We start from the raw sequence: 23,818 nt of genomic DNA, 5'->3' as shown, positions 1-23,818 counted from the left end.
TCTAGTGCTCCCAATTAAGGATCATCTTCAGGCAGGTTGGGTCATTGAACGCGGTCTGATACGCACTCGCGGCCCCTGCTGGTGAAGATTGGTGGGTAATAAGCCCGGCAAGGCTAAGCGCGCCGGTTTCAATAAGATCGCGGGTGGCGATCAGGTCGTCTGAGGTCCACTCTGCGGCGATGCGCAGGCGGGCTTCCTTCATGAATGCAGGGGGGAAAGCAAAGGTCAGCGGTTCGGGATAAAACCCGGCCAGAACGACCTCACCACCCTTGGCGATGCGCGACACGAAGGTATTCAAAAGGTCGCCGTTGCCCGATGCGTCGATCACACAACCGTAGTCGTGGCGCGGGTCGGCGTCGGGATGGATCACATCATACCCGTCAGCCCCGGCCATACGATCGGTGTTAACCTCCCACACGGTGGGTGTTTTGCCAGAGGCGATGCAGATACGAGCCAGTAGGCGACCAAAAACGCCGTGACCCACAATTAGGTCAGGCAATTCGGCAATAGGGGCGCAGATGGCGTGCCGCGCGGTGGCGGCCAACGCCAAGAGGGAGCCTTCGGCCCCCATCTGGCTGTCAACCTTTACGGCACGCGCGCTGTCGGACACCAATCGGTTGGAGGCGCCGCCAAACAGGCCCTTCACGTCGCCGTAGCAATTCGCACCCGGGACAAACACGTGATCGCCAACAGCGAAGTACGCGTCTGGGCCCGCTTCGACGACCTCGCCAGAGGCCTCATACCCAGGGATCAGAGGATACCCCATGCCGGGGAAGGGCGGCATATTGCCGGACCAAAACAGTTTCTCGGTGCCTGTGGAAATGCCGGAGTGCGCAATTTCGACCACAATGTCGGCAGCACCAGGATCGGACAGCGCAACGGTCTGCACGTCGATCTCCTTCGGGCCGGTCAAGATAACTGCGGTCGCGTCCACGTCTGTGAGTTCCTTCACTCGCCTCGACTCTCCTTCGGAGACTCAAGGTGTGTCGATTTGTCGTGATGTAAGAATAAACTGACAGTTAATAATGTCAATTAAAACTGACACTCAGCATTGCATTAGCTCTGAGCGTGCTTACGTGCTTCGATCACGTGGGTCACAAACGCCCGCGAACTGCCTTGATCCGTGACCGTCGAGAACCCAGCATCAAGCAGCAACTGTTTGATTTTATGAGGACTTCTGGCGCGCCCAGTTTGCATCGCCAGCGTATAGAACGCGAAATACCCATCCCCACTACGCGTGGGATTTTCGCCACCGGCCATAGGTTCGGACACGATCAGGCGCCCGCCTTCGGGCAGAGTGTCATATATTTTAGACAGTAGTGCTGCCACCGTTTCATCCGCATGATCATAGAGAACGCGGACCAGTGAAATCACGTCTGCACCCTGCGGGAGAGGGTTATCGCGAAAGCTGCCCGGCGTAATTGTCACCCGCTGGGATAGCCCCGCTTGGGCGAATTGCGCAGTCGCATCTGGCACCACAGCCGCCAGATCGAACAAATGAAGCGCGGGCTTTTTGTGCCGCGCCCCAACAGCGCGCAAAAACGCGCCAGTGCCGCCGCCAATGTCCAAAACCATCCGCGCGTCGCGCAAGTCCACCCGCGCCAGTGTATCCTCAGCCACAAGGACTTGGCTCTGCGCCATGAGGTCGGAATAGGTGCGCGCGGTTTCGGGATCTTCGGCCTGGGCTGCACCGAAAACATAGGGCCAGAACTGCGCAAGCTCCGTGTCCTTTTGCTGCGCAAGCAAGGCCACAGGATCCTCCAGGTCGCGGTAAAATGCGCCGTGATGGCGGATCATCGCCTCTAGCCCGGGCACACCCTGCATCGCCGCACCCAAACGACCCGGACGATAAAGCGCGCGCTTCTTCGTCATTAGGCCCAATGCCACGGCGGCATCGCAAAGGATTTCCATCCGGTCCGCAGTCAGGTCGGTTCCTTTGGCCAAGTCCGCAGCCGACAGAGGTCCAGCCATCAGCGTCGGCAATAGCCGCAACTCAACCACAGCCAGTAAAACTTGCGAGTAAACAAACCCCGAGACCAGATCGAACAGCTTTTCACCATCCTTACGCGCAATGCGGCGGGTCAACGGAAAACGCGCCGCCCAGCTTTGGAAACGGCGCGACGCAATCAAACGCGGCAACCACGGCCCCTTGCGAGCCACGGGCATCTGTGGATCAGCGAGTGTCATTCTGCAGCGGTGGATGCCGGCATCACTGGCGTCAGACGCTCAGCCGTTTTGCGGACCATCTCTGCGAGCATGGCTTCGCCCGGACACGATGGGATCGACGAAATCGCCCCACCAAGAATATCCTCAAGGCGCTTTACCGCACCTCCGACGCCGTATTCGCTGACGGCATTGGGACGATTGTGCAGAGCGTCTTGTCCAGCGGGTTTTCCAATCGTGTCCGCATCATACAGCGCATCAAGCAGGTCATCGGCCACTTGGAACGCCTCACCAATGCGCGCGCCAAGTTCGGTCCAAGGTTCAGCCTCTTGTCCCGCAGCGATGGCGCCCATGCGGGTCGCGGCAGTAAACAATGCGCCAGTTTTCGCCCGGTGGTAGGCGGACAGATCAATATGTTCTTCGCTTTCCCAACCTTGGCCTGCACAAATTCCATTTGGCATACCGGTAAAGTTGGCGAGTTCGGACATCAGCTCAGCAGCACGGGCAGGGTGTTTGCGCGCAACCTGGGCCAGTGTGTCGAACCCTTGAACAATGAGGCTATCACCCGTCAGCAGCGCCAAGGCCTCGCCGTATTCTTTGTGAACCGTCGGTTTGCCGCGCCGGGTGTCGGCGTCATCGAAGCAAGGCATGTCATCGTGAACGAGGCTCGCGCAGTGGATCAACTCAATCGAGGTTGCCGCCGCGTTGGACACATCAGGCGCATCATCGCCACAAGCTAAAGCCACAGAAAGTGAGATTGTCGGACGAATGCGCGCCCCTCCGGGCTTCATTGCGTAGAACAATGCATTAGAAAGTTGGGTCGGAGCAGAACCGCGCCGCGCCCGCAAAAGAGCCGCGTCAATCGCGTTTTCGATGCGAGTTTTCAATGGCATATCGGATCTCCGTACCGTTAGTGTCATAATTATCTGACACATACATGTAAATCACACTGGACATATGAGCCGTCCGAGTCAACTGTTTGTGTATGACAAGACAGATTGTGATCATCGGAGCCGGGGTAGGTGGCCTCGCCACCGCCATGCGGCTGTGCGCCCATGGTGACGTCACAATTCTTGAGGCGCACGGCGCGCCCGGCGGCAAGATGCGAACGGTCCCGTCGGACGCTGGCCCTGTCGATGCTGGCCCAACTGTCATGACCATGCGGCCTGTTTTTGAGGACTTGTTCCAGAGCGCAGGTGCCCGGCTGGATGACCATGTCACCCTCGTGCCCGAAACGATACTCGCGCGTCATCATTGGCAAGACGGCAGCACACTGGACCTGTTCGCAGATCAACGCGCATCCGAGGATGCAGTGGGCACATTCGCCGGTGCCAAGGCTGTGCGCGAATTTCGGCGGTTTTCTAAGACCGCGGCGCAGCTGTTCAACGCCTTTGAGGGCCCCATGATGCACAGCGCGGCACCATCCCAAGACGCGCTAACCCGGCATGTAATGCGGCACCCCAGCCTTATCCCCGCGATGGCGCCCGGCTTGTCGCTTGCGCGCAAGCTCGCGCTTTCGTTTTCAGATCCCCGGTTGCGGCAATTGTTCGGACGCTACGCCACCTATGTTGGCGGGTCGCCCTACCAATCGCCCGCGATCCTTGGGTTGATATGGCACGCAGAGGCGCAGGGTGTTTGGCGCGTTGAAGGCGGTATGCATATGTTGGCCCAAGCGATGGCCAATGTTGCCATGCAAGCAGGCGCAACCCTTCGGACACACAGCCCTGTCATCCGTATCGAAACCCAAGGCGATAAGGTTGTCGCGGTTCACACCAAAGATGCCCGCTACCCCGCCGATGTGGTCGTCTTTAACGGTGATCCAAAGGCGTTGAACGCGGGGCTTTTAGGCGCCTCATCACAAAAAGCCGTTCCACCCCAAGAACCACGAAGCCTTTCAGCCTTTGTCTGGTCGTTCGCCGCAACACCGTCTGGTGTCGCCCTGGAGCATCACAATGTGTTCTTTGCAAAAGACCCTAAACAAGAGTTTTCCGCAATCGAGGCCGGGCAAATGCCTACTGACGCCACGCTATATGTATGTGCCCAAGATCGCGGAACAGGCGCGCAGCCGGACGGCCCTGAGCGGTTTGAGATCATCATGAACGGTCCACCGCGCCCCCAAACCGAACCGAGCCAAAAGGAGATGGATCAATGTCACCACGTGACCTTTCAGACGCTAGAGCGCATGGGGCTCAGGTTCTCTCCGCAGCCGTCAACAGCCGCACTCACGACACCAGAGATGTTCAATCGTCTATTTCCGGCATCGGACGGATCCCTTTACGGGCGATCCCCACATGGAATGATGGCAGCGTTCCAGCGCCCGACCGCGCGGACACCCTTGGCCGGGCTTTATCTCGCGGGCGGGGGGGCGCATCCGGGGGCGGGCATTCCAATGGCGGCTCTCTCCGGCAAGCACGCGGCAGAGGCGATCTTGAACGACCTTGCTTCAACATCGACGTCCCCGAAAACGGCTATGCGTGGTGGTACATTGACGGCATCAGCGAAGACGGAAGCCGCGCGATCTCGATCATCGCCTTCATAGGGTCGGTCTTTTCGCCGTGGTACCGGTGGTCGGGACGTAAAGACCCGGCCAATCACTGCTGCATCAACGTCGCGACCTACGGGCGGGGCGGACGCTGGACCATGACCGACAGGGGGCGTTCGGCCCTAAAGCTCTCGGATGAAACAATGACGGTTGGCCCATCGTCCCTGCATTGGGACGGCGAAAAGCTAGTGATCGACCTGAACGAGATCAGCACGCCCCACGCACAGCGGCTTGCGGGTAAGGTCACGATCCGACCCAAAACGCTCACCTCCGTTGAGCTGCCCTTAACGGACGACGGTCGCCATGTTTGGCGTCCCTTTGCGCCATCGAGCGACATTGAAGTTGACCTGAACCGCCCCGGTTGGCGGTGGAATGGGCACGGTTATTTCGACAGCAACTTTGGGACCGCAGCCCTAGAGGATGACTTCAGCTATTGGACGTGGGGCCGGTATCCGGTGCCGGGCGGATCTGTCACGTTTTATGACGCGGACCGCCGTGATGGCAGCGAGCTGTCCGTCGCGGTGCGGTTCGGCGATGATGGGTCGGTTGAGGAAATTCCCGGCCCCCCGCGCACCCGCATGGCAAGATCCCGCTGGTTGGTCCGCCGCGAAACCCGCGCAGACCCCGGCACCACCCCGCGTGAGGTCAAAATGATGCTCGACGCCCCGTTTTATTCACGCAGCGCGGTCAAAACCGTGATCGATGGACATGAAACCATCGGCGTGCATGAGGCGCTTGACCTCAACCGTTTTGGGACGAAACTCATCAAGCCGATGCTCGCGGTCAAAGTGCCCCGCCGCGCCCGCTGGCAATTTTGAACGACCCCCGGCATACAGGGGCCAAACGGAGGTCAAAAGATGAGCGAATTTCCCGGTTGGCACGGCACAACAATCATCGGTGTGCGCAAAGGCGGTAAGGTCGTTGTTGCGGGCGACGGACAAGTGTCGCTTGGGCAAACGGTCATCAAGGGCACAGCGCGCAAAGTGCGCAGGCTTTCACCCGGCGGGCATGAAGTTGTTGCGGGCTTTGCCGGATCAACTGCCGATGCCTTCACTCTGCTTGAACGGTTAGAAACCAAGCTAGAGGCCACCCCGGGGCAACTGGCCCGCGCAAGCGTCGAATTGGCCAAAGACTGGCGCACCGACAAGTACCTTCAAAAGCTAGAAGCGATGCTGATCGTCACGGACGGCACCGACCTGTTCGTGATCACCGGCGCGGGCGATGTGCTGGAACCAGAGCATGACATCGCCGCTATTGGGTCGGGCGGGAACTTTGCGCTCGCGGCAGCGCGCGGCCTGATGGAAACAGACTTAGACGCCGAAACATTGGCACGCAAAGCCATGGCCATTGCCGCCGACATTTGCGTTTACACCAATGGCAAGCTCACGGTTGAAACGATCGGCTGACACATGTGGCGCGCGCTCATCGTTTTGGGATTATTAGCGGGCTGCGCACCACGCGCGGCCCTCATGAGCGCGCCATCTGGACTTGATCTACCGACCCGGTCGGTCTTTGTGACGACACAGCGCGATATTGACCCTGATACTCGCGTTCTGACGGCGGCGCGCAGTCCACAATCCCGCCATATGCAGATCGACATCACGCTGCCGCCCAATCGGCCGGAGGGAGAAGTTGCCTTTCCTTTCCGCAAGCCTGACCCTGAAACCGACATGCTGGTCAGCGGTGTAACGTCTTTTGGCACGCAGAGCGCGCTGATCACCGGCATCAAACGCGCCTTATCCCAAAGCGATGAAAAACGCGTTCAGCTATATATTCACGGCTACAACAACACTTTTGCTGACGGCGTTTTGCGGACCGTACAAATGGCCGAGGACTTTGATTTCAACGGCGTGTCGGCGCATTACTCATGGCCATCTGCGGGCAACGCCTTGGCCTATGCGTTTGACCGCGAATCCATCATGGCATCGCGCGCGGGGCTGCAAGACCTCATCGTGGCCCTGTCTGGGTTAACAACCAAAGAATTCACCGTCGTCGCCCATTCTGTCGGATCGGATCTGTTGATGGAGGTCCTACGAGACTTGGCAATCTCTGGCCGGCGCGACGTGTTGGACAAGTTGGATGGCGTCGTCCTGATTTCCCCGGATATCGACCTTGATGTGTTCAAGGCGCAGGCCATGCGGATTGGCAAATTGCCTGATCCGTTTATCGTAATTGCCTCTCCGAACGATCGGGCGTTAACCGTCTCTGCCCGGCTGACGGGCCAAGTAAGCCGGGTTGGTTCCTTGGGGGATTCAGATGAGTTGGGGGCATTTGATCTGTTGTTTCTGGATGTCAGCGGATTGTCATCAGGGGGCGACAGGCTTCGGCACTTTACTGCAGCCTCATCGCCAGAAGCCATTCGCCTGATCCGCCAACTGTCAAAAACCGCTGATGCCTTGGGCCGCGATGCCGCCCTGAGGCCGGGCCTTATTCCGGGCTCGGTCATCCGCGCCCGCCAAACAACACGTATCATCCTTGGGCAGCCCTAGACCGATTGGTTGCGATTTTCGACCGGGCGCTTAGTTAGGACCAAGAAGGAGACCACAATGACCAACCTGACCCCGCGTGAAATCGTATCCGAGCTTGACCGTTTCATCATCGGCCAAAAGGATGCCAAGCGGGCAGTTGCCGTGGCGCTCCGCAATCGTTGGCGCCGCAAGCAGTTGGGCGATGACTTGCGCGATGAAGTGTATCCCAAAAACATCCTGATGATCGGCCCCACAGGCGTTGGCAAAACCGAAATCTCTCGTCGTCTTGCCAAGCTTGCGCGCGCGCCGTTTCTGAAGGTTGAAGCCACGAAATTCACCGAAGTCGGTTATGTTGGTCGCGATGTAGAGCAGATCATTCGTGATTTGGTGGACAGCGCCATCCTAATGACCCGTGAACACATGCGCGATGAGGTTAAGGCCAATGCTCATTCTGCCGCAGAGGAGCGGGTGATTGACGTGCTGGCCGGTGACGGCGCCCGCGATGGCACCCGGGATATGTTCCGCAAAAAGCTGCGCGCCGGTGAATTGGATGACAAGATCATTGAGCTTGAGGTGCAAGACACCTCGAACCCGATGCCCTTTGAGATTCCGGGCCAGCCCGGTCAGATGCCCGGCGGCATGGATCTTGGGGCGATGTTTGGCAAAGCATTCCAGCGCACGGTTACGAAACGCCTAACCGTCGCAGCCAGCTATGATCTGCTGATCGACGAAGAGGCTGACAAACTGCTCGATGCTGAGGCCGTCAATCGTGAGGCGATCCGTGCGGTTGAGCAATCTGGCATCGTATTCATTGATGAAATCGACAAGGTTTGCGCCCGCTCTGATGCGCGCGGTGGCGACGTGTCCCGCGAAGGGGTGCAGCGTGATTTGTTGCCTCTGATAGAGGGTACAACCGTTTCGACCAAGCACGGACCCGTCAAAACCGACCACGTCCTGTTCATTGCATCCGGTGCGTTTCATATCGCAAAACCCTCGGACCTTTTGCCCGAACTTCAGGGTCGTTTGCCCATCCGCGTCGAATTGCGCGGCCTAACCGAAGAAGACTTCGTGCGCATTCTGACGGAAACCGACAACGCGCTGACGCGGCAATACACGGCGCTGATGGCGACCGAAGAAGTCACCGTTGATTTCACGCCCGAGGGTATCGGCGCCTTGGCCCGCATCGCCGCTGAGGTGAACGAAAGCGTTGAGAATATCGGGGCACGGCGGCTTTATACGGTGCTGGAACGCGTGTTCGAGGATCTTAGCTTTTCCGCGCCCGATCGGACCGGCGATACGGTTACTGTTGATGCGGCATTTGTTGACAAACACCTCGGCGCTTTGGCGAAATCGACCGATCTAAGCCGCTACGTGCTCTAAACCACTAGCGTGATGCACCCTTGGGCCGTAACGCTTGGCCATGATCGGGTTTTTCCTCTCTAACATCCGCTGGCTGGCGGCGGGGGCGCTGTTGGCGTTTTCATCCAGCTATGGGCAAACCTTCTTTATCGCGATCTTTGCCGGTGAAATTCGCCGTGATTTCGGATTAAGCCATGGGGATTGGGGTCTGATCTATGGGATCGGCACAGGTGTGTCGGCCCTGATCATGGTATGGGCAGGCGGATTAACAGACAGGTTCCGGGTGCGGACACTCTCCGCGATAACACTGATCCTGCTAGCACTGTCGTGCATTGCGATGGCGGTTAACCCATTTGCGGGAACCTTAGTGTTTTTGATCCTTGCGCTACGGGTGACGGGGCAGGGCATGCTGAGCCATATCCCCGCTGTTGCGATGACCCGCTGGTTCGTTGCCTCGCGCGGGCGGGCGTTGGCCATTGCGGCCCTTGGTTTTGCTGTGGCGCAGGCGTTCCTGCCTATGCTGTTTGTCATGATCAAAGACGCAGTGGGGTGGCGTGTTTCGTGGGCAATTGCAGCCGGCTTCGCATTTCTCGCCATCCCGCTGTTGGTTTGGCTTTTGCAAAAGGAACGCACGCCACAATCCCACGCTGAGGAAAAGGGTGCGACAGGTATGGGCGCGCGGCATTGGACCCGCGCTGAGGCTATACGACACCCGCTATTCTGGGCCTTTTGCCCTTCGATCTTTGGCTTATCGGCTTGGGGGACAGCGCTGTTTTTCCACCAAGTCCACTTGGCCGAAGTTAAGGGTTGGACGCATGCGGACCTCACCCTCTTGTTTCCCGTTTTTACAGTGGCGTCTGTGGTTGCGATGCTCTGCGCAGGCGCGGCTATTGATCGATTTGGCACGCGGCTTCTTGTTCCAACCTATCTGATCCCGGCTGCGTTGGGCTTTATGTTGCTGGCGTCAGCTACGTCATTGTGGGTGGGCGGTGCTGCATTTGTGATAATCGGCGCAACCCAAGGTATGAGCGCGGCTGTCCCCGGCGCGTTTTGGGCAGAGCACTATGGCACGCAATTCGTCGGATCTATCAAGGCGCTCGCGACCGCAGTCATGGTGGCCGGATCAGCCGCGGGACCCTGGATCACCGGTGCATTCATCGACACCGGATTGTCGTTCAATGCACAATTTCCCTTGTTTAGTGTCTATTTTGTGGGCGCAGGCCTATTGGCGTGGCTCGGCCTAAGGTCAGCGCGCCCGGCGTAGATAGACGTAGTAGGCACCCTCACCACCATGACTGATGTGCGCTTGGGTCACCTGTGACACCACTGCACCCATCGGAGGCATAGCCAGCCATTGAGGCACTTGGTGTCGCAAAACCCCCCGGCGGATTGGGATAGGGCCATCATCGCGGGTGCTTTTGCCCTTGCCGGTCACGACCAGCAGAAGCCGTTTGCCATCCGCATGCCCGTCCATCACGAACCGCATCAGCGTGGGGTGCGCCGCCGCCAGCGTCATGCCGTGCAAATCCAGCTTCCCCTCGGGACGAACCTTACCGCGCCGCATTTTTGTAAACGTCTTTTTGTCCATACGCAGCGGAGCGCTATTCACACGCTCCCGCAGGGCGGGGGCAATATCATGCGAAGGCAGCTTGGCACGTGCCTGCTGACCCAATTGAAAATGTGAGATCGTATGATCAGGCTTTGGGCTAGGCTTGGGTTTTGGTTGCTCCGGCGGCGCGCTTGCCCGCTTAGCCGGGTGCAGCGGCTCAGCCGTTTTGACGACCTCCTGCCAGAGGGCGGTATCGTCTGAACTAAGCTCCTTGCGACGGCGGCTCATGTCGATACCTCGCGCGGCAGAAGGAGTGTCATGGTAACCTCGGCATTCAGTGACCCTGCGCGCAGGCCGGCATCTGTGCCAGTTCCGCAATAAAGATCGCCCCGATTAGGGCCCTTGATCGCGCTACCGATATCTTGGGCCACGCATAGGTGGCTATGACCTTCAAACTTGATCCAAACTGGGGTGCCAAGCGGAATATGTGCTGGATCTACCGCCAATGTACGATCAGTCGTCACCGGCCGGTCCATCGCGCCAAGTGGGCCACTGTCTTGTGGCAGGTCGAGGACTTTGAAGAACACGAAAGAGGGGTTCAGTAGCAACAGATCGGGTCCGTTTGTGCGGAACCACGCCTTAACCTTATCCGCCGATACCTCGTCTACAGTGAAGACTTTTTTGCGGACCAGTTCAGCACCGATACTGACATAGGGATGACCGTTTTTTGCGGCAAAACCCACGCGAAGGCTTTGACCATCCGCAAACATCAATCGCCCTGATCCCTGCACTTGTAGGAAAAAAGCATCTACCGGGTCCCGTAGCCACGCAATTTCTAGTCCTAGCCCATCAAGCGCCCCGTCCCGAATAATCGCCTCACGAGTCAATGCTTGCGATGCAGCGTCCTGAGGGCAGGCATAGATCGGACAGGGGTATTCATTTGTACGCACTCGGGACGCAGCAATTTCAGGCTCGTAATAGCCGGTTAAATGCCCGCGACCGTTACCTAGGCGCTTCAACGCAAAATGCGTCTCAAAGAATTCACGCGCCGAAACATCACCGGGCTTTTCCACTAGGGGGTAATTAAAGTCACGCGTGTTTTCAAAACACGCCCACGCGGCTGTATGGTCATCGTTAGACCAGCCGGGAAGGGCATCAAACGACAAAGGCCGGGTGTCGGACCCGGCCTTTTCGGTGTCTTTTAGGGATACGTCGGTCATCCACCCGTCGCGACGAGACGCCAGTTAGGATCATCCTCGCCCATGGTCCGTGCAAACGTCCAAACATCGCGCTGTTTCTTGATTTCGTTGGGGTTGCCCTCAACGATCTCACCGGCTTCGTTGCGAACAACGCTGGTCAGCTCACCCACAAAGCGGAGCGTTACCTCTGCCTCATTCGTGTCGCGATCAAAGGTTGCCGATTCCAGGCCAACCTCACGCACACCGACGAAGTCAGCTTCAATCCGCAGGCCTTTGTCTTCACGGTCGGCAATGACTGAAACGAACGTCTCATAGACGTCTTCGGCGAGGAAATCCTCAATCTCAGCGACATCGCCACGCTCAAACGCCATGAGGATCATTTCATAGGCGCCACGTGCGCCGCCAATGAACTCAGTCACGGAAAAACCGGGTTCTGCAAGCTTCATCCCGGCAAGTGCGCGGGCGGATTCAGATCCGTCATCCACATGGTCGATAATGTCACGGTCCGGGCCGCCATCGATGACTTCAAAGTCACGACGCACAGACCGGCCCTGTGGCGCGGGTGTATTTGCGGGAGGCGCTTCAAACCCGTCGCGCGTGCCAAGTACACTTTTCAACCTGAGAATCAGGAACAAAGCGATCCCGCCAAGTATAAGTAAACCAATCACGGGGTTATCCATTTGCATCCTCGGGCCTAAGGCGTTTCATTTTTCGTTACTCATCCCTATGTAAGGCCGGCAAGGGGTCAAGTCCACAAACCCCAGCCAAGGAGGTGTCCCAATGTGGCTATTTTTGCTTTTTGTCGGCGTGCCGGTCTTAGAAATAGCGCTTTTCCTACAGGTTGGCGGATGGTTGGGCATGTGGCCAACTCTCGGGATTGTGATCCTAACGGCGGCGGTGGGCACTGTTCTTGTACGCTCACAAGGACTTGCTCAGTTGGCAAAGCTGCAAAACTCCTTTCAGGAGATGCGCGATCCAACCGAGACCTTAGCCCACGGGGCGATGGTTCTGGCATCCGGGCTTTTGTTGCTAACGCCTGGGTTTTTCACAGATGGAGTGGGCTTTGCCCTGTTGGTGCCGGGCGTGCGGAGCGTGATCCTGCGATATGTTCGTAGCAAGGTCCGTGTCCAAAGCTTCCAGTATGGGGCGCAGGCCGCGCCGCGCGCTGAGGATGATATCATTGATTTGACGGTGGATGCAGAGCCCCGTGACCGGCCATCTGGTTGGGCCAAGCCCGACTAGCTTGAGGGTCCAAGAGTCCTCTGATATCTGGGTATCAACCTTTTCTTGGAGCGATCAATGGCCGACGAAACCCCCGCAGCAGCGCCCGAACAGCAGGCAGCGCCGCAAATGAAAGTCCTTGCACAGTTCATCCGTGATCTGTCGTTTGAAAACATCGCAGCCCAAAAGGGCATGCAAGGCAATGCAGAGCCCGATATCAACGTACAAGTCGGCCTAGACGCTAAAAAGCGCCCGGTTGAGAACCAGTACGATGTCACCATCAAGCTGAACATCGAAGCCAAGTCCAAAGCGGACGACGCCAAGATTTTCGTTCTTGAGCTGGATTACAACGGCATTTTCCACATCGAAAACGTGCCAGACAACCAGTTGCACCCCTTCTTGTTGATCGAATGCCCTCGGATGCTGTTCCCGTTTGTACGCCGCATTGTGTCGGACATCACACGTGACGGTGGCTATCCGCCGCTGAACCTAGAAACCATTGATTTCGTAGCCCTTTATCGCAGCGAAATCACACGCCGGGCCCAAGCTGAGGCCGCTCAGGCAACGGTTTCCTAAGCGGCTGTTAGGCCAGCTTATGCCACAATGCAGCGTCGCCCATTTTGCCCACAAATGCGTCATGGGCGGCGCGCTCTTCTTCGGTGATCCTAGACGCCAACGGGCGCGGACGCTTTCCAGCGGTACGGGCTGCCTGTGTGTTCGTTCCGCTCGCCGTCGAAAGACCAAAGTCGGGCTGCACCCCACCCGTTAACTCTAGATACACTTCGGCGAGAATTTCACTGTCCAACAAGGCGCCGTGTTTTTCACGTGCTGAGTTGTCGACCCCGAACCGGCGGCACAGTGCATCCAGCGATGCAGGTGATCCGGGAAACTTGGTGCGGGCAATCATCAGCGTATCAATGGCTTGATCCATCGGCAAAATGCGCCGTTTGCACCAACCCAACTCGGCATTCAGAAACTTCATATCGAAAGCCGCGTTGTGGATGACCATCTTTGCGTCACCAACAAAGTCGAGAAACGCATCTGCGATGGCCTCAAACACGGGGAAGTCACGCAGGAATTCTTCGCTAAGACCATGCACTTCAAAAGCGCCCTTGGGCATGTCACGCATGGGGTTAATGTATTGGTGGTACGTGCGGCCCGTCGGCAGCTGGTTCATCAGCTCTACAGCGCCGATTTCAACGATCCGGTCGCCTTCTTCCGGCGAAAACCCAGTTGTTTCGGTGTCTAGAACGATCTCACGCATGGGTTACCTCTGCTAAAATTCGGTCCACTTGTTCCTCGGCTGCGGCGAGGGTTGTGGTCTCAATCACATAATCCGCACGGGCTCGTTTTTCAGCATCAGGCATCTGTTTGGCACGGATAACTTCGAATTGAACCTCTGTCATGGTGCCACGCTTTAACACACGCTGTTTTTGGACGCTGTCGGGCGCGGAGACGACGATGATTTTATCTACCCCGGCGTCTGAACCAACTTCAAACAACAGTGGAATATCGAGCACAACAACAGGCGATTTGCTGTCATTCAAAAAAGCGGCCCGATCTGCTGCAACCAGCGGATGAACTATCGTTTCAATACGCTTTAGATCATCAGGGTTCATCGCAATTGTGCGCAAAGCATCTCGGTCAACGCGACCGTCGCGGATTGCTTGCGGAAATGCAGCGCCAATCGGGCCAACCGCAGCGCCACCGTCATACAACCTATGGACGGTGCTATCTGCATCCCACACGGGCACCCCGCGCGCGCGAAACATGTTCGCTGTTGTGCTTTTGCCCATACCGATGCCGCCCGTGAGCCCCAGAACGATCATGAGACTAGGACAGCCTTGCGCAAATTCATATCCACCTCGGGCGCAGTGCCGAACCAGCGCTCAAATCCAGGCGATGCTTGGTGTAATAGCATGCCTAGGCCATCGACTGTCCGGCAGCCTGCCGCCTTTGCTGTGCGCAGCAATTCTGTCTCTAACGGTGTATAGACGATATCCGTCACAACGGTTTCAGGGCGCAAGTCATCCAAAGGGACGCGCAGTGCCGATTTCCCCTGCATGCCCAATGATGTGGTGTTTACCAATAGGGACGCGTCACCCAAAACATTGCCCGCTTGAACCCAATCAACGACCTCAATCTTGGCGCCAAAGTGATCCTTGAGCGCGTCCGATCGTGCGCGCGTCCGATTGGTCACCCGGATCAAAGGCGCGCCTGCCTGACTAAGAGCTGCGATGATCGCCCGTGATGCGCCTCCCGCACCAAACACTACACATGGACCGGACTTTGCCGACCATTCTGGAACATAGTCTTGGATGTTTGCCAAAAAACCGACGCCATCCGTGTTATCCGCTTGGATACGACCATCAGCCGTGAACGTCAGGGTATTAGCAGCACCAATCAAAGCAGCACGGTCAGTCACACTATCGGCAAGCTCAAGTGCTGCTTCCTTGTGCGGTAGGGTGACGTTAACCCCTTGGAACCCCATCTTAGGAAGTGTTTCCAACACCGATTTCAGGTCGGACTGAGCAACCTCCATCGGGATATAATGGCCCGATATGCCGTATCTTTTCAGCCAATGACCATGCAGATGCGGGGACCGGCTATGTGCAATCGGTTGACCAATAACACCTGCGAGTTTCACTTTATCCGTCATCCGTCGATTATCCCCCGTGTGGTTAGGTAGCCCAAAAGCGGCAACAAGGGCAAACCTAGAACCGTAAAGTAGTCCCCATCGACACGGTGAAACAGTCGCGCGCCTTCTTCTTCGAGTTTATAGGCACCTACTGCTTCGCGAATACTGTCCCAATTGCGATCAACATAGTCAGCTAGATAAGCCTCAGATCGTTGAGCCATCGTTAGCTTTACCTCACCGACAAAGCGCCAAACTGGCTGTCCATCTTCAACCAAGACAGCCGCTGAGAGCAACTTATGCGTTTTTCCGCACATATCCTTAAGCTGAGAGAGGGCCTCTTCTAGTGTTCTTGGCTTGGAAAGAAGCTTGCGATCCACCTCAAGTACTTGGTCACAGCCTAGAACCATTCCTGCAACGCCTTTATCTGCCACGCGCCGGGCCTTCATCTCAGCCAATGTATCGGCAATGTCTCTTGGCTTTGCATCTTCACTGAGAAGAGCGGCTGTTATCATTTGCTCATCAATGGCCGCCTTCATAACCTCTACGGGCACGCCCGCATTTTCGAGAAGTTGCTGACGAATCGTCGAACCAGAAGCCAAAATCAGTGGCTGAGACATGTGGAAAACCCTTTGCAAAAGCGGGCGCATAACCCGGTGGGCAGCGCCCGGCATAAGTACGGGATAACACTATCCGTGGGTAAGTTGGTACTTTGAAGGATATTTTCAAAGTGGCTATTCACAACCCCTAACAAGTTCTTAACGGCGGGATAAGATTTTTGCTCCCAAAAAACCGCCCAAAGTTGTCAGAATGGCTATCCACAAGACAAGGCCTTGAAAAACATGTGACTTTAGAGATTACCCAAGATCTTCTCCACACGTTAAGAAAAACTTACAGTACGAAAACTCTGCATGTGGACAGGTCTACTTATCCCCGTTTTCCCCAGTACAACCTACAACAACAATCTTCTTTCTTAATATTATTTATTAGTGTTAGGCAGACCGCGAACTGAGGGAAAAACCATAATGATCGACTTCTTAGCAGCAGCCTATCCGTGGACGAAAAGCTTACATGTGATCTCAATTATCGCTTGGATGGCTGGATTGTTTTATCTTCCAAGACTTTTCGTTTATCATGTTGAAAAAGTTGGACAAAATGGTGAAACAGCAGAGTTATTCCAAATAATGGAACGACGGTTGCTAAAAGCGATCATGAATCCTGCAATGATAGCGTCTTGGGTGTTTGGGATCGCGTTGATCTCTACGCCGGGTGTTGTTGATTGGGCTGCTGCATGGCCCTATGCAAAGTTTGCAGCAATCATCGGGATGACATGGTTTCACATGTGGTGCGGTGCGCGACGCAAGGATTTGATGGTAGAGGGAATTCAACGTTCTGGCCGCCACTATCGATTGATGAATGAAGTTCCGACAGTTCTGCTGATCGTAATCGTCATTTCTGTGATCGCTCGCCCGTTCTGATTGACTTTTCGGTGCCTAAGCAATACTGGGCACCTGCGGAGGATCGTCCTGATCCAAGAACCGCTTCCCATTTCTACTATCAACCTCAGCCTTTTCAGGCTGTTGGAGCGCGTATGTCCGAAGAAAAACTGAATCTTTCCGATCTCAAAGCAAATTCACCCAAAGATTTGCTGAAGATGGCTGAAGAGCTTGAGATTGAAAACGCCTCCACGATGCGCAAGGGCGAGATGATGTTCTCGATCCTAAAGGAGCGCGCCGAAGATGGGTGGGAAATTTCTGGCGTAGGTGTTCTTGAAGTTTTGCAAGACGGCTTCGGGTTTCTTCGTTCACCCGAAGCAAACTACCTGTCGGGACCGGATGATATCTATGTTTCTCCTGACATGATCCGACAGTATTCGCTGCGGACTGGCGACACTGTTGAGGGCGTTATTCAGGCCCCAGATGAGAATGAGCGGTATTTTGCGTTAACGTCTGTTGCGATCATTAACTTTGAGGACCCAGAGAAGGCGCGTCATAAGATCAGCTTTGACAACCTGACGCCGCTCTATCCTGATGATCGACTGAACATGGAGATCGAAGATCCAACGATTAAGGATCGTTCTGCGCGTATCATCGATCTTGTTGCTCCCATCGGTAAAGGCCAGCGGTCTTTGATCGTGGCACCGCCGCGTACTGGCAAAACTGTTCTTTTACAAAATATTGCGAAGTCGATCGAGACCAACCATCCAGAATGCTACCTTATGGTTTTGCTGATTGATGAACGTCCCGAAGAGGTGACGGACATGCAGCGTTCAGTGAAGGGAGAGGTCATTTCTTCGACGTTTGATGAGCCTGCAACACGCCACGTTGCTGTGTCGGAAATGGTCATTGAGAAAGCTAAACGTTTGGTTGAGCATAAGCGTGACGTCGTCATTCTGCTCGACTCGATCACCCGTCTAGGCCGCGCGTTTAACACTGTAGTTCCGTCGTCTGGTAAGGTTCTTACTGGTGGTGTAGATGCTAACGCACTTCAGCGTCCAAAGCGTTTCTTTGGTGCAGCTCGGAATATCGAAGAAGGCGGATCGTTAACGATCATTGCAACTGCCTTGATCGACACAGGTTCGCGCATGGATGAAGTCATCTTTGAAGAGTTCAAAGGGACTGGTAACTCCGAGATCGTGCTCGACCGTAAGGTTGCGGATAAGCGCGTCTTCCCAGCGATGGACATCCTGAAGTCCGGCACACGTAAAGAGGAGTTGTTGGTCGACCAGAAAGACCTGCAAAAGACCTTTGTGTTGCGTCGAATTCTCAATCCTATGGGCACAACAGACGCTATCGAATTCCTGATTTCAAAGTTGAAACAGACCAAAACAAATTCCGAGTTCTTCGATTCCATGAACTCATAATTGTTTGGTCCGCTAGAGCGGGGCGTTATGGACACGATCTTTGCACTGGCGACGGCTCAAGGAAAAGCTGGGGTTGCGGTAATTCGGATTTCCGGCCCGCAGTCGTTTGAGTTGTCTACTATATTGTGTGGTGAACTTCCCCTAGATCGCAAGATGGGGGTGCGTTCCATCCGTGCAAATGACGGAACGCTCTTGGATCAAGCGCTTGTTCTACTGTTTCCAGAAGGTCAAAGTTTTACTGGCGAGGCGACTGTTGAGCTGCAGCTACACGGTAGCATTGCTGTTGTTCGCGCTGTTTTGGCGGCCATATCTGATACAGGTTTGGCGCGTGTGGCTGAGCCCGGCGAATTCACGCGTCGAGCCCTATTGAATGAACGTTTAGACTTAACGCAAGTCGAAGGGCTATCTGACCTTATTGAAGCAGAAACTGAAGTCCAGCGCCGCGAGGCGATGCGCAGTTTTGATGGTGCTCTACGTGATATGATTGAAGGTTTGCGGGCAAACCTGATCCGAGCAGCAGCTTTGCTTGAAGCCACAATTGATTTTGCCGATGAGGAAGTACCTGAAAATGTGTATCCTGAGGTAGAGAACCTTCTTAAGGATGCGACTAAGACAATCTCGTCTGAAATATCTCGATCGGGTGCAGCTCAATCTGTTCGTAAGGGATTTGAGGTGGCAATCATTGGGCCACCAAATGTTGGAAAATCTACACTTCTCAATACGTTAGCTGGTCGCGAAGCCGCGATTACATCCGAGATTGCAGGGACAACACGAGATATCGTTGAGGTTAGGATGGACATTCAAGGTCTACCTGTAACTTTTCTGGATACAGCAGGTGTTCGCGAGACGGATGATCCTATTGAGAAACTTGGCGTTGCTCGGGCTGTAGAGCGTGCACAAGCTGCTGAGCTGCGTGTTATTCTTTTGGAAAGGCCTGATGCTGATCCTATAATGCCACCTTGTGAAGGTGATATCGTGGTTTCGACGAAGCATGATATTTACGGTGTTGGTATCTCTGCCCTCAACGGAACGGGACTCAATGAGCTTTTGTCAGAAATCTCTGATCGGCTGGGTGATTTAACGGCTGATATCGGTTTGATTAGTCGAGAGAGAGATCGAGTAGCCCTTAGTGAGAGTTACTCCAGGTTGTGCCTTGTGCAAGAAAACCTTCTGCATATGCCGTCTGAGCTTCTGACGGCGGAGATTTACGGTGCAGTTCAATCGCTTGGAGCAGTGATCGGTCGCGTTGGAGTGGAAGATGTGTTAGATGAAATCTTTGCGAGCTTCTGTCTAGGAAAGTAGGAGTGTTTCACGTGAAACAATTGGACTTCGATGTTGTTGTCGTTGGCGGTGGACATGCTGGTGCAGATGCTGCGCATGCATCTGCTCGCATGGGTGCCAAGACAGCTTTGATCACAATGTCGCAAGCAGGCATTGGTGTAATGTCCTGCAATCCAGCAATCGGTGGTCTTGGCAAAGGGCACCTTGTTCGCGAGATTGATGCATTGGATGGATTGATGGGGCGGGCCGCAGATGCATCCGGTATCCAATTTCGACTTTTAAATCGTCGTAAAGGTCCAGCGGTGCAGGGTCCACGTACGCAAGCTGATCGTGCGCGGTATCAACAGTTTATTCAAACAGAGCTTCAGGCAGAGCCGAACCTCTCAATCGTAATTGGAGAAGTTGCTGACCTTCTTATAATGGATGGTCGTACAGCGGGGGTTAAGCTTTCGGACGATAGTGAAATCCAAGCTGGTGCTGTGGTTTTAACAACTGGAACATTCTTGCGTGGTGTTATTCACATTGGTGACGTCTCACGCCCGGGCGGTCGTATGGGCGATGCGCCATCTCAAGCACTGGCGAAACGTTTGGATGACCTTGATCTTCCTCTAGGAAGATTAAAAACAGGAACACCACCTCGATTGAATGGGAAGACAATCGATTGGACCGGGCTGGAGATGCAGCCCGCCGATACAGACCCAACACTCTTTTCATTTTTGTCAGATAAAGCCGCTTGTCCTCAGATATCCTGTGGGATTACCCATACAAATGAGAGAACACACCAAATTATAGCAGATAATCTGTCACGCTCAGCAATGTATGGTGGACATATCGATGGGGTAGGTCCGCGGTACTGTCCGTCGATTGAAGACAAGGTTGTTCGATTTGCAGACAAGACATCGCATCAAATTTTCCTTGAACCAGAAGGACTTGACGACGATACAATCTACCCAAACGGAATTTCGACATCGTTGCCTGTTGATGTGCAAGAGGCATATGTAAAATCGATTTGTGGTCTGGAAAACGTAGAGATTTTGCAGCCAGGCTATGCAATTGAATACGATTATGTCGACCCTCGAGCGTTACGGCCGACTTTGGAGTTAAAGGCGTTAAGCGGGCTCTTTTTAGCCGGTCAGATTAACGGGACGACCGGGTATGAAGAAGCTGCTGCACAGGGCATGGTCGCAGGGCTGAATGCAGCGTGCCAAGTGATGCAGAAAGAAGAGGTGACCTTTAGTCGTTCTGCAAGCTACATCGGTGTAATGATTGATGATTTGGTTACACGGGGAGTATCCGAGCCGTACCGTATGTTTACTTCACGTGCAGAGTTTCGATTGTCCTTACGTGCAGATAACGCAGATCAGCGGCTGACACCGATTGGGATAGATCTGGGGTGCGTGAAAGAGGAGCGGCGCGCCAGATTTGAAACGAAGAGAGAAAAGTTGGATCAACTTCGGTCTGAGCTTGGTTCTCTCAGTCTAACACCCAAGGCTGCGCGGACAGCAGGCTTGGACGTTAAGGAAGATGGAAAAAAACGTTCCGCATTTGAGCTGCTTTCTTTCCCAGATATAGATTTCGGCAGATTGCAGGAAATCTGGCCGCATTTGAAACCTGACGCAGAAATCAGCGAACAGATGGAGCGTGATGCTTTATATGCCAATTATATTGACCGTCAGGCACAAGATGTAGAAGCTTTGTGGCGCGATGAGGCTCAGAGTATACCACGAGACTTTTCGTACTCTGACATTGATGGGCTTTCGAACGAACTGAAATCTAAGTTGCAGCTTGTGACACCAGAGACGCTGGGGCAGGCGGCTCGTATTGATGGAATGACACCTGCAGCACTTACATTGATCCTGTCTCACCTTAAACAGAGATTTAAGCGAACAGCATGAGTAAGGACGAATTTCAGCGACACTTGAGTGTTTCACGTGAAACAATTGACCGGCTAGATAAATACGAAGCCTTAATTACCAAGTGGAACCCCAGGATAAATCTTGTTGCAAGCAGTACGCTTGAGGACATCTGGCTACGTCACTTTCTAGATTCTGGGCAACTTGCATCTTTTGCGCCAAATAGCGGTGTGTGGCTGGACTTGGGCTCTGGTGGTGGATTTCCTGCGCTGGTGATAGCATCCATGCTTTCTGATACGCACCCTGACGTTTCATTTATCTTGGTAGAAAGCGACACACGCAAGGCAGTCTTCCTAAGGACGGTTATTCGTGAGCTTGAGCTTAATGCTAAAGTCTTGAGTGAGAGGATTGAGAAAATACCCGCTCAACATGCAAGCGTGCTATCAGCGCGCGCGCTAGATACTTTGGAGAAGCTTGTAGGCTATGCAGAAATCCATCTAAATCAAGATGGTACAGCTTTTTTCCCAAAAGGTAGCTCTCATAAAAATGAGCTTGAGCAGGCACGTGAAACTTGGTTTTTTGACGTTAGGACCATCCCCAGTATAACGGACCCAACTGCGGCAATCTTCGCCATAAAGGACATTCAGCGTGCCAAATGATGGACCGGTTATTCTTTCCGTTGCTAACCAAAAAGGTGGCGTTGGAAAAACGACAACGTCGATAAATCTTGGTGCAGCTCTTGCAGCTCGGGGGCAAAGCGTTCTAATTGTTGATCTTGACCCACAGGGCAATGCATCGACCGGATTGGGCGTTGCACTAGATGATCGCATTGTAACCACCTACGACTTGTTGATCGAGGAAGCAAAGCTACAAGATGTAGCTCAAATCACGGATTTTCCGAACCTTGTAATTGCTCCTGCAACGACGGATCTTAGCTCTGTTGATATTGAGTTAGGGAAGTCAGAAGGACGCATACTACGGCTTAAAAATGCTTTCTCTGGCGCAGCGATTGAGGCATTTGACTATGTGATTATTGACTGCCCACCGTCCCTTAACCTTCTGACATTAAATGCTTTTGTTGCATCCACGGCTGTTCTGGTGCCACTACAAACTGAGTTTTTTGCATTAGAAGGCTTGAGCCAACTCTTGTTAACTGTCCGTGATGTTCGCGATGGAGCTAATCCTGCACTGCGCATCGACGGTGTAGTGCTTACGATGTACGATAAGCGAAATAATTTGTGTATTCAGGTCGAAAATGATGCCCGTGAAAACCTAGGTGATTTGGTGTATCGTACTGTAATTCCAAGAAATGTGCGCTTGAGTGAAGCGCCAAGCTTTGCACAACCAGTTTTGAATTATGATCCAAATTCGCGGGGTGCGATTGCATATAAATCGCTAGCGTCTGAAATGCTAAAGCGGCACGAAGGGTAGGGGACCGATGGCTGAAAAAAGAGATCGACGCGGCTTGGGTCGTGGTTTGTCCGCCTTAATGGCAGACGTGAACGTCGAAGCCGCAACGCCTTCACAGGTGGAAGGACGCAAAGGGTTCGAAACGGTTCCGATTGAACGTATCTATGCTAACCCTGATCAGCCCCGCCGGCAGTTCACAGAAAATGACCTCACCGATCTAACGAATTCGGTTCGAGAGAAGGGCGTTATCCAGCCACTTATCGTTCGGCCACTACCTGGCGATCCAACATCCTATCAAATCGTAGCGGGCGAACGCCGCTGGCGTGCCGCTCAGGCCGCTCAGCTGCACGAACTGCCTGTTGTTGTTCGCAATTTTGACGATATCGAGGTTCTCGAAGTCGCCATCATTGAAAACATTCAACGGGCTGACCTGAATGCGATTGAAGAAGCCGCAGGCTACCGTCAGCTCATGGAGAAGTTTGGGCATACGCAGGAAAAGCTTGCAACGGCACTTGGCAAAAGTCGCAGCCACATCGCAAATTCCATGCGCCTTTTGTCACTTCCTAATGCTATTCAGGACGTCCTGAGTACCGGTGAAATTACAGCCGGCCATGGTCGCGCGCTGTTGACTGCGGACAATCCAACGGAATTGTTGCGCGCGATCTTAACTAAAAAATTATCGGTACGTGAAACCGAAAAACTGGCTAAGGCAAAGCCTGCTGGTTCTGCGAAATCCGCGCCACGCAAAGCTAGGTCCGCAACGCAAAAGGATGCGGATACAAAGGCGTTAGAGGATGATTTATCCGCAAATCTTGGGATGAACGTTGATATCGACCACGTCGCAGACAGTGAGACTGGTTCAATTACAATCTCATATAAGTCATTGGATCAATTAGATGAGCTATGCCGTCTTTTGACAATCATGCCTCCGGTCGAGACCAGATAAAATAGGATACTCCGACCAGAACGGTCATTTGTACCAATACTATGATCAACGAAATTTGCCAATAAAGCGCGACCCCTAGGGATGCCGCAATCATTGCTGTTGATGTAATTTTTGCTGATCGAGAAATTGAACCCGACTGGCGCCAATTGTGAATAGGTGGCCCAAGCGTTGGGTGCGCGAGCAGCCATCCATGCAACTGATCAGACGACCTCGAAAAGCAAAATGCTGCGAGCAATAGGAATGGGACCGTCGGCAACAATGGAAGCGGTATGCCGAGGATACCCAGGCCGAGTGAAACCAAACCGCCAATGATCCAAATGATGCGCATA

The 23,818-nt window shown here is 54.3% G+C and carries 26 protein-coding genes; 15 read left to right on the top strand and 11 right to left on the bottom strand.

Features of this window, described 5'->3' with window-relative positions:
- Position 1: 1 nt before the first annotated feature.
- The 3 genes from bchC to PM04_RS12620 all read right to left on the bottom strand — a co-directional run bounded on the left by bchC (position 2) and on the right by PM04_RS12620 (position 3,056).
- Positions 2 to 934 (bottom strand): chlorophyll synthesis pathway protein BchC, encoded by a 933-nt coding sequence (gene bchC, locus PM04_RS12630; protein ID WP_038007652.1) that lies wholly within the window; start codon positions 932 to 934, stop codon positions 2 to 4.
- Between the two features lie 122 nt (positions 935 to 1,056).
- On the bottom strand, positions 1,057 to 2,187 hold the full coding sequence (locus tag PM04_RS12625) for an acetylserotonin O-methyltransferase (RefSeq protein WP_234702873.1): 1,131 nt from the start codon (positions 2,185 to 2,187) through the stop codon (positions 1,057 to 1,059).
- Positions 2,184 to 3,056 (bottom strand): polyprenyl synthetase family protein, encoded by an 873-nt coding sequence (locus PM04_RS12620; RefSeq protein WP_116904392.1) that lies wholly within the window; start codon positions 3,054 to 3,056, stop codon positions 2,184 to 2,186. The genes PM04_RS12625 and PM04_RS12620 overlap by 4 nt, the downstream gene beginning before the upstream one ends.
- A gap of 92 nt (positions 3,057 to 3,148) precedes the next feature.
- Between PM04_RS12620 and crtD the strand changes: the two genes are divergently transcribed.
- The 6 genes from crtD (at position 3,149) to PM04_RS12590 (ending at position 9,796) form a co-directional block, all read left to right on the top strand.
- Positions 3,149 to 4,702 (top strand): 1-hydroxycarotenoid 3,4-desaturase CrtD, encoded by a 1,554-nt coding sequence (crtD, locus tag PM04_RS12615; protein ID WP_038007377.1) that lies wholly within the window; start codon positions 3,149 to 3,151, stop codon positions 4,700 to 4,702.
- A complete protein-coding gene (gene crtC / locus PM04_RS12610; protein WP_081946120.1) occupies positions 4,657 to 5,523 on the top strand; it encodes a carotenoid 1,2-hydratase in 867 nt (288 codons plus the stop codon). The genes crtD and crtC overlap by 46 nt, the downstream gene beginning before the upstream one ends.
- Positions 5,524 to 5,562: 39 nt before the next feature.
- Complete coding sequence (gene hslV, locus PM04_RS12605) at positions 5,563 to 6,111, top strand: ATP-dependent protease subunit HslV (RefSeq protein ID WP_038007373.1); 549 nt, start codon at positions 5,563 to 5,565, stop codon at positions 6,109 to 6,111.
- A gap of 63 nt (positions 6,112 to 6,174) precedes the next feature.
- The gene (locus tag PM04_RS12600) at positions 6,175 to 7,194 is read left to right on the top strand and encodes an alpha/beta hydrolase (protein WP_161785707.1); all 1,020 of its coding nucleotides are present in this window, start codon (positions 6,175 to 6,177) and stop codon (positions 7,192 to 7,194) included.
- Between the two features lie 57 nt (positions 7,195 to 7,251).
- Positions 7,252 to 8,553 carry an ATP-dependent protease ATPase subunit HslU gene (hslU, locus tag PM04_RS12595; protein ID WP_038007367.1) on the top strand — a complete coding sequence of 434 codons (1,302 nt, stop codon included), beginning with the start codon at positions 7,252 to 7,254 and terminating at the stop codon, positions 8,551 to 8,553.
- A gap of 40 nt (positions 8,554 to 8,593) precedes the next feature.
- On the top strand, positions 8,594 to 9,796 hold the full coding sequence (locus tag PM04_RS12590; RefSeq protein ID WP_038007366.1) for an MFS transporter: 1,203 nt from the start codon (positions 8,594 to 8,596) through the stop codon (positions 9,794 to 9,796).
- Here the strand turns inward: PM04_RS12590 and PM04_RS12585 are convergent.
- Genes PM04_RS12585 through PM04_RS12575 form a run of 3 tightly spaced genes read right to left on the bottom strand, consistent with a single transcriptional unit; the run spans position 9,779 to position 11,960 of the window.
- A complete protein-coding gene (locus tag PM04_RS12585) occupies positions 9,779 to 10,369 on the bottom strand; it encodes a Smr/MutS family protein (RefSeq protein ID WP_038007364.1) in 591 nt (196 codons plus the stop codon). The two genes, PM04_RS12590 and PM04_RS12585, sit on opposite strands and share 18 nt — an antisense overlap.
- Positions 10,366 to 11,301, bottom strand: coding sequence for a murein transglycosylase A (locus tag PM04_RS12580; RefSeq protein ID WP_038007363.1), 936 nt, complete (start codon positions 11,299 to 11,301; stop codon positions 10,366 to 10,368). The genes PM04_RS12585 and PM04_RS12580 overlap by 4 nt, the downstream gene beginning before the upstream one ends.
- A complete protein-coding gene (locus PM04_RS12575; RefSeq protein ID WP_038007648.1) occupies positions 11,298 to 11,960 on the bottom strand; it encodes a Tim44/TimA family putative adaptor protein in 663 nt (220 codons plus the stop codon). Before PM04_RS12575 ends, PM04_RS12580 begins: the two co-directional genes overlap by 4 nt.
- Positions 11,961 to 12,060: 100 nt before the next feature.
- On the opposite strand from PM04_RS12575, the gene PM04_RS12570 reads away from it, so the two are divergent.
- Together PM04_RS12570 and secB are read left to right on the top strand one after the other, a co-directional pair.
- Positions 12,061 to 12,522: an FxsA family protein gene (locus PM04_RS12570; RefSeq protein ID WP_038007362.1), complete on the top strand. Its 462-nt coding sequence runs from the start codon at positions 12,061 to 12,063 to the stop codon at positions 12,520 to 12,522.
- 57 nt (positions 12,523 to 12,579) lie between these two features.
- On the top strand, positions 12,580 to 13,077 hold the full coding sequence (secB, locus tag PM04_RS12565) for a protein-export chaperone SecB (protein ID WP_038007361.1): 498 nt from the start codon (positions 12,580 to 12,582) through the stop codon (positions 13,075 to 13,077).
- Between the two features lie 7 nt (positions 13,078 to 13,084).
- Here secB and dnaQ read toward each other — a convergent pair whose 3' ends face one another.
- The 4 genes from dnaQ to PM04_RS12545 are packed head-to-tail and all read right to left on the bottom strand — an operon-like array spanning position 13,085 to position 15,756.
- Complete coding sequence (gene dnaQ / locus PM04_RS12560; protein WP_038007360.1) at positions 13,085 to 13,765, bottom strand: DNA polymerase III subunit epsilon; 681 nt, start codon at positions 13,763 to 13,765, stop codon at positions 13,085 to 13,087.
- Entirely contained in the window at positions 13,758 to 14,330 is a 573-nt protein-coding gene (gene coaE, locus PM04_RS12555; RefSeq protein WP_038007359.1) for a dephospho-CoA kinase, read from the bottom strand. The genes dnaQ and coaE overlap by 8 nt, the downstream gene beginning before the upstream one ends.
- Entirely contained in the window at positions 14,327 to 15,160 is an 834-nt protein-coding gene (locus tag PM04_RS12550; RefSeq protein ID WP_038007357.1) for a shikimate dehydrogenase, read from the bottom strand. The genes coaE and PM04_RS12550 overlap by 4 nt, the downstream gene beginning before the upstream one ends.
- A complete protein-coding gene (locus PM04_RS12545; RefSeq protein ID WP_038007356.1) occupies positions 15,157 to 15,756 on the bottom strand; it encodes a nucleoside triphosphate pyrophosphatase in 600 nt (199 codons plus the stop codon). Before PM04_RS12545 ends, PM04_RS12550 begins: the two co-directional genes overlap by 4 nt.
- Before the next feature lie 405 nt (positions 15,757 to 16,161).
- Between PM04_RS12545 and hemJ the strand changes: the two genes are divergently transcribed.
- The 7 genes from hemJ (at position 16,162) to PM04_RS12510 (ending at position 23,489) form a co-directional block, all read left to right on the top strand.
- Positions 16,162 to 16,614: a protoporphyrinogen oxidase HemJ gene (gene hemJ, locus PM04_RS12540; protein ID WP_038007354.1), complete on the top strand. Its 453-nt coding sequence runs from the start codon at positions 16,162 to 16,164 to the stop codon at positions 16,612 to 16,614.
- 113 nt (positions 16,615 to 16,727) lie between these two features.
- Positions 16,728 to 17,999, top strand: coding sequence for a transcription termination factor Rho (gene rho / locus PM04_RS12535; protein ID WP_038007353.1), 1,272 nt, complete (start codon positions 16,728 to 16,730; stop codon positions 17,997 to 17,999).
- Positions 18,000 to 18,026: 27 nt separating this feature from the next.
- Positions 18,027 to 19,301 (top strand): tRNA uridine-5-carboxymethylaminomethyl(34) synthesis GTPase MnmE, encoded by a 1,275-nt coding sequence (gene mnmE / locus PM04_RS12530; protein ID WP_038007352.1) that lies wholly within the window; start codon positions 18,027 to 18,029, stop codon positions 19,299 to 19,301.
- A 2-nt stretch (positions 19,302 to 19,303) separates the two neighbouring features.
- Positions 19,304 to 21,175 (top strand): tRNA uridine-5-carboxymethylaminomethyl(34) synthesis enzyme MnmG, encoded by a 1,872-nt coding sequence (gene mnmG, locus PM04_RS12525; protein ID WP_038007350.1) that lies wholly within the window; start codon positions 19,304 to 19,306, stop codon positions 21,173 to 21,175.
- The gene (gene rsmG / locus PM04_RS12520; RefSeq protein WP_038007347.1) at positions 21,172 to 21,792 is read left to right on the top strand and encodes a 16S rRNA (guanine(527)-N(7))-methyltransferase RsmG; all 621 of its coding nucleotides are present in this window, start codon (positions 21,172 to 21,174) and stop codon (positions 21,790 to 21,792) included. The genes mnmG and rsmG overlap by 4 nt, the downstream gene beginning before the upstream one ends.
- Entirely contained in the window at positions 21,782 to 22,564 is a 783-nt protein-coding gene (locus PM04_RS12515; RefSeq protein ID WP_038007345.1) for a ParA family protein, read from the top strand. The genes rsmG and PM04_RS12515 overlap by 11 nt, the downstream gene beginning before the upstream one ends.
- A 7-nt stretch (positions 22,565 to 22,571) precedes the next feature.
- Positions 22,572 to 23,489 carry a ParB/RepB/Spo0J family partition protein gene (locus tag PM04_RS12510; protein ID WP_038007342.1) on the top strand — a complete coding sequence of 306 codons (918 nt, stop codon included), beginning with the start codon at positions 22,572 to 22,574 and terminating at the stop codon, positions 23,487 to 23,489.
- On the opposite strand, the gene PM04_RS17715 is transcribed toward PM04_RS12510, so the two are convergent.
- Positions 23,464 to 23,817: a YbaN family protein gene (locus tag PM04_RS17715; protein WP_081946110.1), complete on the bottom strand. Its 354-nt coding sequence runs from the start codon at positions 23,815 to 23,817 to the stop codon at positions 23,464 to 23,466. The two genes, PM04_RS12510 and PM04_RS17715, sit on opposite strands and share 26 nt — an antisense overlap.
- Between the last annotated feature and the right edge of the window lies 1 nt (position 23,818).

The sequence above is a fragment of the Thalassobacter sp. 16PALIMAR09 genome (assembly GCF_000765485.1).
Taxonomy (GTDB): domain Bacteria; phylum Pseudomonadota; class Alphaproteobacteria; order Rhodobacterales; family Rhodobacteraceae; genus Thalassobacter; species Thalassobacter stenotrophicus.
This window is presented reverse-complemented; position numbering and strand designations above follow the sequence as displayed.

Bases quoted from the DNA above. Each gene is read 5' to 3' on its own strand.
- PM04_RS12625 (WP_234702873.1), bottom strand. From the start codon at position 2,187: ATGACACTCGCTGATCCACAGATGCCCGTGGCTCGCAAGGGGCCGTGG.
- PM04_RS12620 (WP_116904392.1), bottom strand. From the start codon at position 3,056: ATGCCATTGAAAACTCGCATCGAAAACGCGATTGACGCGGCTCTTTTG.
- crtD (WP_038007377.1), top strand. From the start codon at position 3,149: ATGACAAGACAGATTGTGATCATCGGAGCCGGGGTAGGTGGCCTCGCC.
- hslV (WP_038007373.1), top strand. From the start codon at position 5,563: ATGAGCGAATTTCCCGGTTGGCACGGCACAACAATCATCGGTGTGCGC.
- PM04_RS12600 (WP_161785707.1), top strand. From the start codon at position 6,175: ATGAGCGCGCCATCTGGACTTGATCTACCGACCCGGTCGGTCTTTGTG.
- hslU (WP_038007367.1), top strand. From the start codon at position 7,252: ATGACCAACCTGACCCCGCGTGAAATCGTATCCGAGCTTGACCGTTTC.
- PM04_RS12590 (WP_038007366.1), top strand. From the start codon at position 8,594: ATGATCGGGTTTTTCCTCTCTAACATCCGCTGGCTGGCGGCGGGGGCG.
- PM04_RS12585 (WP_038007364.1), bottom strand. From the start codon at position 10,369: ATGAGCCGCCGTCGCAAGGAGCTTAGTTCAGACGATACCGCCCTCTGG.
- PM04_RS12580 (WP_038007363.1), bottom strand. From the start codon at position 11,301: ATGACCGACGTATCCCTAAAAGACACCGAAAAGGCCGGGTCCGACACC.
- PM04_RS12575 (WP_038007648.1), bottom strand. From the start codon at position 11,960: ATGGATAACCCCGTGATTGGTTTACTTATACTTGGCGGGATCGCTTTG.
- PM04_RS12570 (WP_038007362.1), top strand. From the start codon at position 12,061: ATGTGGCTATTTTTGCTTTTTGTCGGCGTGCCGGTCTTAGAAATAGCG.
- secB (WP_038007361.1), top strand. From the start codon at position 12,580: ATGGCCGACGAAACCCCCGCAGCAGCGCCCGAACAGCAGGCAGCGCCG.
- dnaQ (WP_038007360.1), bottom strand. From the start codon at position 13,765: ATGCGTGAGATCGTTCTAGACACCGAAACAACTGGGTTTTCGCCGGAA.
- coaE (WP_038007359.1), bottom strand. From the start codon at position 14,330: ATGATCGTTCTGGGGCTCACGGGCGGCATCGGTATGGGCAAAAGCACA.
- PM04_RS12550 (WP_038007357.1), bottom strand. From the start codon at position 15,160: ATGACGGATAAAGTGAAACTCGCAGGTGTTATTGGTCAACCGATTGCA.
- PM04_RS12545 (WP_038007356.1), bottom strand. From the start codon at position 15,756: ATGTCTCAGCCACTGATTTTGGCTTCTGGTTCGACGATTCGTCAGCAA.
- hemJ (WP_038007354.1), top strand. From the start codon at position 16,162: ATGATCGACTTCTTAGCAGCAGCCTATCCGTGGACGAAAAGCTTACAT.
- rho (WP_038007353.1), top strand. From the start codon at position 16,728: ATGTCCGAAGAAAAACTGAATCTTTCCGATCTCAAAGCAAATTCACCC.
- mnmE (WP_038007352.1), top strand. From the start codon at position 18,027: ATGGACACGATCTTTGCACTGGCGACGGCTCAAGGAAAAGCTGGGGTT.
- rsmG (WP_038007347.1), top strand. From the start codon at position 21,172: ATGAGTAAGGACGAATTTCAGCGACACTTGAGTGTTTCACGTGAAACA.
- PM04_RS12510 (WP_038007342.1), top strand. From the start codon at position 22,572: ATGGCTGAAAAAAGAGATCGACGCGGCTTGGGTCGTGGTTTGTCCGCC.
- PM04_RS17715 (WP_081946110.1), bottom strand. From the start codon at position 23,817: ATGCGCATCATTTGGATCATTGGCGGTTTGGTTTCACTCGGCCTGGGT.